The organism is Schaalia sp. 19OD2882, from assembly GCF_018986735.1.
Classification (GTDB): Bacteria; Actinomycetota; Actinomycetes; order Actinomycetales; family Actinomycetaceae; genus Pauljensenia.
Genome location: NZ_CP065521.1, coordinates 1026651 through 1038886, shown reverse-complemented (window position 1 = coordinate 1038886; position 12236 = coordinate 1026651). Strand labels below are relative to the sequence as shown.

Genomic DNA, 12236 nt, shown 5'->3' with positions numbered 1-12236 from the left:
GCGTTCCTTCTGTGAGCGGGGTGAAGTTGGGGGTGGTGGTCGGGCTCAGCCGACCAGGGTGCGTCGAAGATCCGACAGGCGGGTGCGCACCGAGGCGTCGACGGCCTCGCTGGCGGTCCTCAGGCGGAATCCGCCCACGACGGTGGGGTCGACGGAAACCGCCAAGGTCACTTCGGAGCCGAAGCGGGTGGTCAGCGTGCGCCGCAGTCGCTGCATCTGGGCCTCGGTGAAGGGCACAGCGGTCTCGACCGTGACCAGTTGACGTTCTTCCAGGCGGGCAGCGCTCTCGGCGAAGGAGCGCAGTTTCTGGATAAGGCGACCGTGTGCGGTGCGCCCCACGGCCCGGCGCAGCAGACGCAGTGTCCATGCACTCACGTGGGGGGCGAAGATCTTCTGCGCGAGATTCGCACGCTCGTGCGGGGTGGCGTCGGACAGGTCGGACAGTGTGATGCGCAGGTCCCTCTGGTCCTTGAGGATCTCTTGGAGTTGGAAGAGTTCGTCTTCGACCTGCGCCAAGGAGCCGGCCCGCTGGGTGTCGCCAAGGACTGCCAGGACACCGAGTGCTTCGAATGCCTTGGGCAGGGCTTCGGGGCGCCTCCAGTGTTCACCGACGACTGCCTGCGCGACTTCCAACGAGGCCGGGGCAAGCGCCCGTCCGAAGGCGTCGGCCGCCAGCTTCTGCTTGTCGGCGGTTGACCGGGAAGGGTCCGACAGAGCGCGGCGTGCACGCGCATCGCCCTGGAGAATGTCGGAGAGTCCGAAGAGGTCCTCGCCAACTCGCATCGCATCGACGTCCGCCGGTGTCAGGGCGGTTTCGAGTGCGGTGCGTGCCCCGGCGGGGATCGACTCCGAAACGATCGTCATCAGGCCTTCTCCCCCACGGTGTTCGCGGACTCGAGTTCATCGAGGAAACGATCGACGACTCGCGAGGTGAGCGCGGTGTCCTTCAACTGCTCGCCGACGATCCGCTCGGCCAACTCGGTGGCCAACAGACCCACGTCGGCACGCAAAGAGATCTCGGCCGCCTGCTTTTCGGCGAGGATCTGACGCTGGGCGGCCTCGGTGATGCGTGCGGCCTCGGCCTGGGCCTCGGTGCGCGCCGCGGCAATGATGCCCTTGGCGTCCTCGTTCGCCTTGTCACGGATCTGGTGTGCCTCGGCGTTCGCCTCCCGGAGGATCTCGTCACGATCCTGCTGGGCCCGGGCGAGTTCCTTGGCGGCCTTGTCCGCGGCATTGACGCCTTCTTCGATGACGCGGGCACGCTCGTCGAGCATCGCGTAGATCTTGGGCAGCCCGTAGCGGCCCACCACCAGGACCAGGAGCAGCAGCATGACTGCCGCCCAGAAGACCTCGTACAACGGCGGAACGACGGTGGCCAGACCGCCGACCTCCTCCTCGGAGGATGCCAGGAGCGCGAACATCACTTGACGACGAGGGGCATGACGAAGCCGATGAGGCCCAGGGCCTCGACCATACCGGCGCCGATGATCATGTTGGTGAAGAGTCGACCGGCGACCTCGGGCTGACGGGCGATGGACTCCTGGGTCTTGCCGACGAGGATGCCGATGCCGATGGCAGGGCCGAGGGTCGCGAGGCCGTATCCGATGTAGGCGAGGGACATGCCCATGGTGTGGTTTTCCTTTTCTCCTGGGCACCTGAGGTGGTGCCTCTGATGGGGTCTGGCTCGACGCGGCCTCAGTGGGCCTCGACGGACAACTTGATGTAGACGGCGGACAGGATCGTGAAGATGTAGGCCTGCAGGACCGCCACGAAGATCTCGAAGCCGGTCATGACGACCATTGCGGCCCCCGTCAGGACACTGAGCGAGGACATGACCTTGAGTTCGTGCAGCAGCAGTGCGGTGCCGAAATACGTCATGCCGAGCAGCAGGTGGCCGGCGATCATGTTGGCCAGGAGTCGCAGCGTCAGCGTCACGGGTCGCACGATGAAGGTCGAGAGGAACTCGATCGGCGTGATGAGCAGGTACATGGCCTTGGGCAGGCCGGGCGGGAAGAGTTGCGAGGCGAAGAAGTGTCCGACACCCTGGGCCTTGATGCCGGCGCTGATGAAGGTCACGTAGGTGTAGGTCGCGAAGACCAGCGGAACGGCGACGGCGGAGGTGGCGGCGATGTCAATGCCCGGGAAGACGCCTGCGAGGTTGAGCAGCAGGATCGACAGGAAGGACATCGTGAGCATCGGGGCGAATTGGCGCCCCCGCTTGTCGCCGAGAAGTTCGACGGCGATGTTGCCACGGATGAAGTCGGCGGCCAGTTCAAGGATCTGCTGACCGCGTCCGGGAACCATGGACAGTTTGCGCACTCCCAGAACCATGGCCAGGCACAGCAGGCCGGCCATGACGAAGCGCGCAAGTGTCAGCCGGTTGAATTCGAAGACGGTGCCCTCGCCGAAGATGGCGGAGGGGAAGAAGTCCGCGACACCGGGCTGGTGGGGCTCCTGGGTGAAGGCGGGCACGGCGGTGACGGCGATCACCGCGACGAGAACTGCAACGAGGACCCAGTACCACGTGGGAGTCCGATAGGTACGAGCGGGTGTCGCCTCGGCCTGTGTGAGCGCGGACAGTGTGCCCTCCCCTGGTCGTCGGTCAGCATCGATGGGGCGTCGAGCGCCGGCCCGACTGGAACATGCTAACAGTTCGTGCAGGAACCGGGGCGCACCCCTTCCCACTGCGAGATGCGGCCCCGCCCTCGTCCCAAGGCATGTGAGGCACCCGGCCTGCTCCGCCCGACAGCCTCAGGATTTCGGGTCGACGGCCGGCACACGCGCCCTGACCAGCACCCACATCTCCACCCCCAGCGCCACGAGGACGACGACCACCGCCGAGACGGCGACGAATCGGACGTCCCCGTCGAAGACCTTGGCCGCTTGGACGGCGCCGAGCAGGACGAGGATCTTGGCGACATAACTCAGCCCCACCCACAGAACCAAACGGTCAGGATCCGAGGCGACCCTGGGCAGCACCAACACCTGGACGGCCACCAGCAGCGACGTCGCCACCACGGCCAACGCCAGTGAGGCCACATTCGTCGAAAGGACGAGGGCGGCACCGACCTCGCCGATGACCAGGACGACACCTGCGATGCAAAGAATGCGCTGCATGCGCCGCAGAGCCGCGGCCAGAGGAGTTGGGGGAGGCGGGGTCATCACTGGTCCTTCCGGGACGAGGTCGTTGGCTGCCAAGGATCGTCCTCGGTGACGTTGGGGCGGGGAAACTCCCACATGGTCGCCGCCACACCGATGAAGAAAGGCACGGCGGCGAAGGCGACCACCACCTGCCACCGGGCCACCAGGAGTCCGGCCGCCGAGAAGGCGACGATCGCCGTCCACAGCCACAGGATCGCGACGACTCCGCGGTGTGAGTGGCCCCTGGCCAGCAGGTTGTCGTGGAAGTGGGAGCGGTCCGCGCGGAAGGGGTTGCGTCCCTTGAGCAGTCGGATGAAGGCGGTGGTCAGCAGGTCACCCATGGGAATGGTGATGACCGACAGCGGCAGGATGATGGGCAGCCACCCGACGAGGATCTGCTGCCCGCCCAGCAGGCTCGGATCGATCTGGCCGGTGACGACCACGCCTGCTCCGGCCAGGATCAGCCCCAGTGTCTCGGCGCCGCCGCCCATGAGGATCGACGAGGGGTGGTAGTTGAACCACAGGAAACCCATGCACACTCCCACCAAGGTGACGACCACCAGCGAGGCGGTCGTCGCGTAGGAGGGGGCTCCCATGATGACGGTGATGAGGTAGGAGTAGATGAAGAATGCGCCGGCGCCGATGCCCACGACTCCTGCGGCCAGTCCGTCCAGACCGTCGATGAAGTTCACCGCATTGATGATCGCCACGATGACGAGAACCGTGAGGATGATGGAGAAGCGGGAACTGCCGATCGTCAGACCGAAGATCGGGAAGTTCACCAGTTGGACCCCGCCCAGTCCCATGAGTCCGACGATGAGGACCTGGCCGGAGAGTTTCGTCTGCCAGTCCAGGTCGATGAGGTCGTCGACCACCCCGACCACGCTCATGGCCGCTGCGCCACCGGCCAGGGCCCATGGCACGGAGGTTTGGAAGAGTGGTGCGAGGAAGGGGATGCGCCAAGCGATGAGGACGGTGATGAGGAAGGCCACCGTCATGGCCACTCCCCCCAGGCGCGGCAGAGGCACGCACTGGATGTCACGTTCACGCAGGGCCGGAAGGATCCCCCAGCGGTGGCACACCCAGCGCACCAGCGGCGTGAGCAGCGCCGTCAGGCCCGCCGCCACCAGTGCCAGCAGGATGTAGACCTTCATGGGGTGTCGGGGCTCCGCTCGTCGAGGATCGGGTGGCCGACGGTGGCGGCCAAGTCCTCCAAGGATATTGCCCCGTTGCGAAGGGGACGAATCCCCCCGTGGGCCAGGTCGAGGATCGTTGAGGGCGTGGAGCCCGCTGTGGGTCCGGAGTCGACGTAGGCGGCGACACGAGTGCCGAAGTAGTTGCGAGCCCGGTCGACATCGGTGGCGGCCACCCGCCCGGTGGGATTGGCCGAAGTGACGGCCATGGGGCCCGTGGCCGCAAGCAAGTCGAGGGTGCGCGGGTGGTCGGGCATGCGCAGAGCCAGGGTGCCGTCACTGTCCCCCAGGTCCCATCCGAGGTCGGGGCGCGCTCGAAGGATCAGGGTGAGGGCTCCGGGCCAGTGGGCGTTTGCCAGGGTGCGGGCCTCGTCCGGGACGTCGACACACAGTCGGTCCAGGTCGGCGGCACTGGCGACCAGGACGGGGGGCGGCATCTGGCGGCCTCGTCCCTTGGCGTCGAGCAAGGCCGTCACCGCCACCGGGTCGTCGGCTCGGCACCCGATCCCGTACACGGTGTCGGTCGGCAGGACGATGAGTTCCCCTGCTTTCACAATGAGCGTGAGGGTGTCGAGATCTGCTTGTCGCCATCCCTCGGAGCAGTCGACAATGGGCACCTGCGCTGTTCGTTCCACGCGCACATCCTCCCACTCTCCCACTGCCGACCGGTTGACCTACTTCACCGACAGGTCCCCGACGGACGAATCTCACCGGTCGACGGACGAATCCCACGGGGGTGGGGCAAGGGGGCGGCGGGCGTGGAGCAGACGGTCCCGCCCAGTCAGGTCCGGCAGGGTCCGCACCTCGGCGTACCCGCGCTGGCGGGCCTCGCGACGCATCTCCCGGGACTGGGACGAGGCGTGCTCGACCACCAGCAGGGCCCCAGGAGCCAACAGATGCCAGGCGACCTCGACGATTCCACGGGGAACGACCATTCCGTCCTCCCCTCCCCCGTACAGCGCACGCTCCGGGTCGACCAGCGCTTCGGCCTGGGTGACGGGCTCGCGGTCGGGTACGTACGGCGGATTCGAGACGACGACGTCCACGCCGCCCTCCAACAGGTCCAACGTCGAACGGGAGGTCGCATCCCCCACCACCAGGTCAACCCGTCCGGGTGCCAGCGCGTCGATGTTCGTGCGCGCCAGGTCCGCAGCGTCCTCGTCGATCTCGACGGCCACCACCCGCGCGGAGGGCACTTCCGTGGCCACGGCAATGGCGATGGCTCCCGAACCCGCGCACAGGTCGACGACCAGCGGCCCCGGGCGCCCCTGCCCGGCGCTTTCGCCCGCCAGGCGGGCGGCCTCGTCAATGGCGCAGCCCGCCACCACCTCGGTCTCGGGTCGGGTCACGAAGACCCCGGGGCGCGCGACAAGAGTCAAGTCGCGGAACCACATGCGCCCCACGACGTGCTGGAGGGGCTCTCGCGCACACCGGCGCGCCAAGGCTTCATGGAAGCGGCGCTCCTGGCTGCGGGTCAGTGTGGCCGGGGCGGTCCACAGGTCGTCGGCGCCCATCGCCCATTCCAGCAGGATTCGCGCCTCCTGGTGCGCGTTGGCCCCCTCGATGTGGGCCAGCGCCGCACGCGCCTTGGCAAGCAGTTCCTGTTGGGTGGCTCCCGCGTTCACCCCTCGACCTCGGCCAGTCGGGCGGCCTCGTCGGCGGCGACGGCCGATTCGATGACCGGCCCCAAGGCTCCTTCCAGCACCTGGTCCAGGTTGTGGGCCTTGTACCCGGTGCGGTGGTCGGCGATCCGGTTCTCGGGGAAGTTGTAGGTGCGGATGCGCTCGGAGCGGTCCACGGTGCGCACCTGGGACAGGCGCTGCGCCGAGTCCTCGGCCTGCTTGCGTGCCTTCGCCTCGGCCGCCAGGCGGCTGGCCAGGACTCGCAGGGCGGCCTCCTTGTTCTGCAGCTGCGACTTCTCGTTCTGCATGGCCACGACGATGCCGCTGGGCAGGTGGGTGATGCGTACCGCCGAGTCGGTCGTGTTCACGCTCTGTCCGCCCGGGCCCGAAGACCGGTAGACGTCGATGCGCAGGTCGGCGGGGTCGATGACGATCTCTGAGTCGTCCTGGACCTCGGGAACCACGAAGACACCGACGGCACTGGTGTGGATGCGTCCGGCCGATTCGGTGACGGGAATGCGTTGGACGCGGTGGACGCCGCCCTCGTACTTGAGGCTGGCCCACACGCCGTCCTCGGGTGCGGGAGTCCCCTTTGCGCGGATCGCGAAGGAGATGTCCTTGAAGCCGCCGAGCTCGGTGTGGGTCGCGGACAATTCCGTGACCTTCCATCCGCGACTTGCCGCGTAGCGTGTGTACATGCGGGCCAGATCGGCGGCGAAGAGAGCCGATTCCTCGCCTCCTTCCCCGGCTTTGACCTCCAGGATGACGTCGAGGGCGTCGTCGGGATCCCGGGGGACGAGGATCGCCACGAGGGCGGCGCGTGCGGCAGCCTCCTCGGCGCGCAGGGCCCGCACCTCCTCGGCGAAGGAAGGGTACTCGGCGGCCAGTTCGAGGGCGGCGGCAAGATCGCCGGTGGCGGCGGAAAATCGCTCGGCAGCAGTGTGGATGCGCTGCAACTCGGCCAGGCGCCTACCTGCGCGCCGCAGGGCCGCCGGGTCCGCGACAGTGGTGGGGTCGGACATGGCGGCTTCGACGGCGCCGCGTTCTGCCAGCAGGGGTTCAAGGGCGGGGAACTGTCTGACAGCCGGGTCAGTGCTGTTCACATGGGGTCCTGGTTGTGTGCGCGCTCGTGCGCGGGGTGCGGTGGAGTGAGCCGAGGGCGCCTGTGCGGGGCCGGCGCGGATGTGCGGCGGCGCCGGCGGCTCATGGCCACCGGCGCCGCCGACGAGGTCACTTGGAGGGGCGCACGCGCTTTCCGTAACGGGCCTCGAAGCGGGCGACGCGGCCGCCGGTGTCGAGGATCTTCTGCTTGCCCGTGTAGAAGGGGTGGCAGGCCGAGCACACGTCGACGCGCATCTCGCCAGAGGCGATGGTCGAACGGGTGGTGAAGGTGTTGCCGCAGGTGCACGTCACATTGGTGTCGACGTACTCAGGGTGGACTCCCTGCTTCATGGTGTTCTCCTTAAGGGATTCGAGGATGCCGGGTCCTGGCGACTCCTGCCGCGAGGTGAACCGGAACCAGTGCTCGATTCTGCCACTTCCTCACCCGCACGGTCCACGCAGGTCCCGCCACGGCCGCGTGAGGTCGACGACAACGGATGTCCGGCATGACCCGGACGCCCCCTGGTGCTTCCGCCTGCACGCTCGCCCCGATGGGTGGAGCACACGCTGCCCACAGGGGCGCCGTGGGGGACAGGGCGAACTCAGTCGTTGCTGGGTGTGGTCTTTTGCACGAGCATGAGGAACTCGGCGTTCGACTGGGTCTCCTTGAGTTTGTCCAACACCAGCTCCAGTGAGCTCTGCTGGTCCAGGGTGCCCAGGACCCGGCGCAGCTTCCACATGATGCGCAGTTCTTCGGGACGGAAGAGGACCTCTTCACGACGAGTGCCCGACGCGTTGACGTCGATCGCCGGGAAGATGCGACGCTCGGCCAGCTGACGCGACAGGCGCAGCTCCATGTTGCCGGTGCCCTTGAATTCCTCAAAGATGACTTCATCCATCTTCGAACCGGTCTCCACCAGCGCAGATGCGATGATGGTCAGCGAGCCGCCCTCCTTGAGGTTGCGGGCGGCACCGAAGAACTTCTTCGGCGGGTACAGGGCCGAGGCGTCCACGCCGCCGGAGAGGATGCGGCCCGAGGCCGGGGCGGCCAAGTTGTATGCGCGGGACAGGCGGGTCAGCGAGTCCAGCAGCACGACGACGTCCTGGCCCAACTCCACGAGGCGCTTGGCGCGCTCGATGGCCAGCTCCGCGACGATCGTGTGGTCAGAGGCGGGACGGTCGAAGGTCGAGGCGATGACCTCTCCCTTGACGATGGAACGCATGTCGGTGACTTCCTCGGGACGCTCGTCCACCAGGACGACCATGAGGTGCACCTCAGGATTGTTCAGCTCAATGGCCTTGGCGATCTGCTGGATGACCATCGTCTTGCCGGCCTTGGGCGGGGAGACGATGAGGCCGCGCTGACCCTTGCCGATGGGCGCCACAAGGTCGATGACACGCGGGGTGAAGGCCTTCGGCGACGTCTCCATGCGCAGCTGCTCATTCGGGTACAGCGGGGTGAGCTTGCCGAACTCGCGGCGGGCCGCCGCTTCCTCGGTGGACATGCCGTTGACGGCGTCCACACGCACGAGGGCGTTGAACTTCTGGCGCTGACGCTCTCCCTCGCGGGGCTGGCGCACCGCGCCGAGCACGGCGTCACCGGGGCGCAGTCCCCAGCGGCGCACATTGCCCAAGGTCACGTACACGTCATTCGGGCCGGGCAGGTAGCCGGAGGTGCGCACGAAGGCGTGGTTCTCCTGGACGTCGAGGATGCCCGCAATGGGGGCCAGGACTTCGTCCTCACGCAGGGGCGCATCCGCGTCGCGGTCACGGTTGCGCTCACGACGGTTCTCGCGGCCACCGCGATCCTCACGGGTGCGCTCACGGTCGCGTCCGCGTCGGCGGTCGCGTCCTCGACGGTTGCGACGGCCCGCCTCGGCCTCGTCGCCCTCGGGAAGTTCGATGGACTCCAAGGCCTTGGGGGCCTCGTCGGCGCGGGATTGACCTGCCTCGGGGCCCGAGTCCTCGCCGCTTGCGGAGGCGATGTCGGCCTTGACCGGCGCGGGCAGGTCGAGTTCGATCTGGGCCGGCTCGGCGGACTCGGTGGTGACCGCGCGGCGACGGCGGGACTTGCGCGGGGACTGGGCGGGCGCACCCGAGTCGGCGGGGGCAGGAGCCGAGGCCGGGACCTCCTCCGGAGCCGACGCCGCCTCAGGAGCGGGTGCGGGTGCCGACTCTGCGGTGGAGGGTTCGGTGGCCGGAACCTCCACGGCGCGACGCGTACGGCGCGCGCGGGTGGGGGCCGCCGACGAGGTCGAGGCGTCCGCTGCACCGGAGGACGAGCCGGAGGCGGCTGCAGCGATGGCGGCGACGAGGTCGCCCTTGCGCATGGCCGAGATGCCTTTGAGGCCGAGTTGGGAGGCGAGGGCCTTGAGTTCAGGCAGCTTCTTCGCCGCAAGTGATGTGGCGTCTGCTGCGTGGGTGTCGTTGCTCAACGATTGATCCTCTGCTGGATTCGCCCGGAGGCGGGTCTTGCCCGCAGTCCTGCACGGAGTACGAGCCTGATGTGGCGGAACACGTCTTCGCCACTTTGGATGCCGATCATCGGCTGGGCCTCGGAGGGCTTGATGAGCGCCATGCTAGCAAGGCACAGCGGGTCGATGTCCAGTGAAGAGCGGACACCCGGCCCCGCTGCGCCACAGATCACACACGGCGAAGGAGGCGCACGGCCACTGGGCTCACATGTGGGACGAGGTACCAAGGTCCTTCATGATGCGCCCGCGGGTGATCCGCACGCCGGTCATCGTCACCGCCAGAGGCAGCACACGCCACCCGGCTGCCTTGGCGTCGATGCGCACCTGGGTGAGCACGTGTTCCAGGGACAGCACAGTGGGACCCGCGCCGGAGACCACGGCGGCCATTCCGGCCGAGCGCAGCCAGTCGACCATCTCCATGGAGGTCTCCATCGTGCTTCGACGCTGCTCCTGGTGCAGGCGGTCCTGGGTGGCCGCCATGAGCATCTCGTGCATGGGTGTGCCCTGGGCGCCCGCCACCAAGTGGTCCCTCGAAGCACCGCTGAGCAGGGCGACCAGCAGCGCCACCCTCGACACGTTGTGGACCGCGTCCCGATGACTCACCTGGTCGGGAATGGCCGCCCGCGCAAGGGAGGTCGACAACTCGAAGTCGGGGATGAAGGCCACCGGCGAGATCCCCTCGGGCGGGTCCAGGCGCACGGCTCCCGCATGGCCACGGTTGACCCAGGCCACCGTCGCCCCACCCAGGACGGCAGGAGCCACATTGTCCGGATGCCCTTCCATCTCGGTGCCCAGGTCCAGCAGATCCGCCTCGGTCAACGCCTCCGGGTCGCCGATCAGGGCGCGGGCCAGAGTCAGACCGGCGACGATAGCGGACGCCGAAGACCCCAGCCCTCGCCCATGGGGGATGCGGTTGACGCAGCGCATGCGCACCCCCACCTGCGGGGCGCCCACGCGGTCCAGGGCCAGGCGCAGGGCCTTGACGACCAGGTTGTCCTCGCCCGTGGCGACTTCACCCGCACCCTCGCCCTCGATGACGACCTGCGTGGGCCCGGTGATCGCGTGGACGGACACGTCGTCCCACAGGTCCAGCGCCATGCCCATCGAGTCGAAACCCGGCCCCAGATTCGCCGTCGTGGCGGGCACGGAGACCGCGACGAAGTCGTCACGCAGCTTCACGGCGTGTCACTCCCCCTCCACGCGCAAGGTGGACAGGACCTCACGCACCGCGCCGGACTGGCCCAGGGCATTGGCCACGGCCCGCAGGTCGGCCTCACGTGCGGTGTGGGTGGCGATGACGATGGTGGCCGCTCCGGGGTCGGTGTTGTAGCGCTGGTGGACGGACTGGATGGACACCCCGTGCCGGGCGAAGATGCCGGCCACGTCGGACAGGACCCCCAAGCGGTCCTCGACCTTGAGGCGGATCTGGTAGCGGGTGTGCGACAGTCCGGCGTCCAGGATCGGCAGGTGCGCGTAGACGGATTCGCGCGGGGCGTTGCCGCCGTGGGCGCGGTGGTGAACGGCTGCGACAAGGTCGGACAGGACGGCGGAGGCGGTCGGGGCGCCGCCCGCCCCCTGGCCGTAGAACATGAGGCGCCCTGCGGCTTCTCCTTCGACGACGATGGCGTTGAAGGCGCCGGCCACGGTGGCCAAGGGGTTGTCCCCGGGCACGAGGGCGGGGTGGACACGCGCAGAGACCCCTTCGGTGCCGTCCTCGCCCACACGACGCTCGGCGATGGCCAGCAGTTTGACGGCGTGCCCGGTCAGGGCCGCCTCGGCCATGTCCTCGGTCGTGATGCCGGTGATGCCTTCGACGGCCACGTCCTCGATGCCGACCCGCGTGTGGAAGGCCAAGGAGGCCAGGATCGCGCACTTGGCGGCGGCATCCAGGCCGTCGACGTCGGCGCTGGGGTCGGCTTCGGCGAAGCCCAGACGCTGCGCCTGCGACAGGGCCTCCTCGTAGGTCATGCCTTTGGTGGCCATGGAGTCGAGGATGAAGTTCGTGGTCCCGTTGACGATGCCCATGACGCGGGTGACGCGGTCCCCCGCCAGGGACTCGCGCAACCCGTAGACCACGGGGACGGCGCCGGCCACTGCGGCCTCGTAGTAGAGGTCGGCTCCACTGGCGGCGGCGGCCTCGTAGAGTTCGGGGCCGTGTGCGGCCAGGAGGGCCTTGTTGCCGGTGACGACGGAGATTCCTTGGTCCAGGGCACGGCGCACGAAGGTGCGGGCCGGTTCGATTCCGCCGATGAGTTCGACGACGACGTCCCTGCCGTCGATGGCGGTGGCCGGATCGGTGGTCAGGACCGACGGGTCGACGTCGACGTCTCGGGGCGCTTCGGGATTGCGCACGAGGACGGAGGCGACGCGGATCTTCGCCCCGGAACGCGCAGTGAGGTCGTCGGCCTGTTCGCCCAGGATCCGGATGACTTGGGAGCCGACCGTTCCTGCGCCCAGGACTGCGACGTCGATGGTGGGGTGGGTGTCGGTCACTGCGGCTCCTCGGGTTTTGCGCTTTCCGTCGGTCAGTGTGACGGTCTGGTGCTGCCAGGCGGGTATTCGTCACGCCTGCCGCCGATTCTACGGTCCCACCTCCCCGCGGGATTCGTCCGCCATCCCGCGAGACTCCTTCGCCGATCCGCGAGATTCGTCGGTGGATCCGCGAGATTCGTCCATCGCCCCACGCGGTGGAGCCCAGACGCACT

The 12236-nt window shown here is 68.3% G+C and carries 13 protein-coding genes; all 13 read right to left on the bottom strand.

Annotated features, from left to right (window positions below; all coding sequences use genetic code 11):
• Positions 1 to 45: 45 nt before the first annotated feature.
• The 13 genes from I6B53_RS04560 to I6B53_RS04500 all read right to left on the bottom strand — a co-directional run bounded on the left by I6B53_RS04560 (position 46) and on the right by I6B53_RS04500 (position 12024).
• Positions 46 to 864 carry a F0F1 ATP synthase subunit delta gene (locus I6B53_RS04560; RefSeq protein WP_216765059.1) on the bottom strand — a complete coding sequence of 273 codons (819 nt, stop codon included), beginning with the start codon at positions 862 to 864 and terminating at the stop codon, positions 46 to 48.
• Positions 864 to 1421: a F0F1 ATP synthase subunit B gene (locus I6B53_RS04555; RefSeq protein ID WP_216765337.1), complete on the bottom strand. Its 558-nt coding sequence runs from the start codon at positions 1419 to 1421 to the stop codon at positions 864 to 866. Before I6B53_RS04555 ends, I6B53_RS04560 begins: the two co-directional genes overlap by 1 nt.
• Entirely contained in the window at positions 1421 to 1627 is a 207-nt protein-coding gene (gene atpE / locus I6B53_RS04550) for an ATP synthase F0 subunit C (protein WP_216765058.1), read from the bottom strand. The genes I6B53_RS04555 and atpE overlap by 1 nt, the downstream gene beginning before the upstream one ends.
• 68 nt (positions 1628 to 1695) lie before the next feature.
• A complete protein-coding gene (gene atpB / locus I6B53_RS04545) occupies positions 1696 to 2580 on the bottom strand; it encodes a F0F1 ATP synthase subunit A (protein WP_216765336.1) in 885 nt (294 codons plus the stop codon).
• A gap of 171 nt (positions 2581 to 2751) precedes the next feature.
• Positions 2752 to 3162: a hypothetical protein gene (locus I6B53_RS04540; RefSeq protein WP_216765057.1), complete on the bottom strand. Its 411-nt coding sequence runs from the start codon at positions 3160 to 3162 to the stop codon at positions 2752 to 2754.
• A complete protein-coding gene (locus tag I6B53_RS04535) occupies positions 3162 to 4295 on the bottom strand; it encodes a glycosyltransferase family 4 protein (RefSeq protein WP_216765056.1) in 1134 nt (377 codons plus the stop codon). The genes I6B53_RS04540 and I6B53_RS04535 overlap by 1 nt, the downstream gene beginning before the upstream one ends.
• Positions 4292 to 4945, bottom strand: a complete 654-nt coding sequence (locus I6B53_RS04530; protein WP_253954006.1) for an L-threonylcarbamoyladenylate synthase — start codon at positions 4943 to 4945, stop codon at positions 4292 to 4294. The genes I6B53_RS04535 and I6B53_RS04530 overlap by 4 nt, the downstream gene beginning before the upstream one ends.
• Before the next feature lie 96 nt (positions 4946 to 5041).
• On the bottom strand, positions 5042 to 5959 hold the full coding sequence (prmC, locus tag I6B53_RS04525) for a peptide chain release factor N(5)-glutamine methyltransferase (protein WP_216765055.1): 918 nt from the start codon (positions 5957 to 5959) through the stop codon (positions 5042 to 5044).
• Entirely contained in the window at positions 5956 to 7059 is a 1104-nt protein-coding gene (prfA, locus tag I6B53_RS04520; protein WP_253953968.1) for a peptide chain release factor 1, read from the bottom strand. Before prfA ends, prmC begins: the two co-directional genes overlap by 4 nt.
• Before the next feature lie 127 nt (positions 7060 to 7186).
• Entirely contained in the window at positions 7187 to 7408 is a 222-nt protein-coding gene (rpmE, locus tag I6B53_RS04515; RefSeq protein ID WP_216765054.1) for a 50S ribosomal protein L31, read from the bottom strand.
• A gap of 251 nt (positions 7409 to 7659) precedes the next feature.
• The gene (gene rho, locus I6B53_RS04510; RefSeq protein ID WP_216765053.1) at positions 7660 to 9492 is read right to left on the bottom strand and encodes a transcription termination factor Rho; all 1833 of its coding nucleotides are present in this window, start codon (positions 9490 to 9492) and stop codon (positions 7660 to 7662) included.
• 243 nt (positions 9493 to 9735) lie between these two features.
• Positions 9736 to 10710 (bottom strand): homoserine kinase, encoded by a 975-nt coding sequence (gene thrB / locus I6B53_RS04505; RefSeq protein WP_216765052.1) that lies wholly within the window; start codon positions 10708 to 10710, stop codon positions 9736 to 9738.
• 6 nt (positions 10711 to 10716) lie between these two features.
• Entirely contained in the window at positions 10717 to 12024 is a 1308-nt protein-coding gene (locus I6B53_RS04500; RefSeq protein WP_216765051.1) for a homoserine dehydrogenase, read from the bottom strand.
• Positions 12025 to 12236: the final 212 nt, after the last annotated feature.

Excerpts from the sequence above, each read along its gene's own strand:
- atpE (WP_216765058.1), bottom strand. The coding sequence starts at position 1,627 with ATGGGCATGTCCCTCGCCTACATCGGATACGGCCTCGCGACCCTCGGC.
- I6B53_RS04535 (WP_216765056.1), bottom strand. The coding sequence starts at position 4,295 with ATGAAGGTCTACATCCTGCTGGCACTGGTGGCGGCGGGCCTGACGGCG.
- I6B53_RS04540 (WP_216765057.1), bottom strand. The coding sequence starts at position 3,162 with ATGACCCCGCCTCCCCCAACTCCTCTGGCCGCGGCTCTGCGGCGCATG.
- I6B53_RS04560 (WP_216765059.1), bottom strand. The coding sequence starts at position 864 with ATGACGATCGTTTCGGAGTCGATCCCCGCCGGGGCACGCACCGCACTC.
- I6B53_RS04555 (WP_216765337.1), bottom strand. The coding sequence starts at position 1,421 with ATGTTCGCGCTCCTGGCATCCTCCGAGGAGGAGGTCGGCGGTCTGGCC.
- rpmE (WP_216765054.1), bottom strand. The coding sequence starts at position 7,408 with ATGAAGCAGGGAGTCCACCCTGAGTACGTCGACACCAATGTGACGTGC.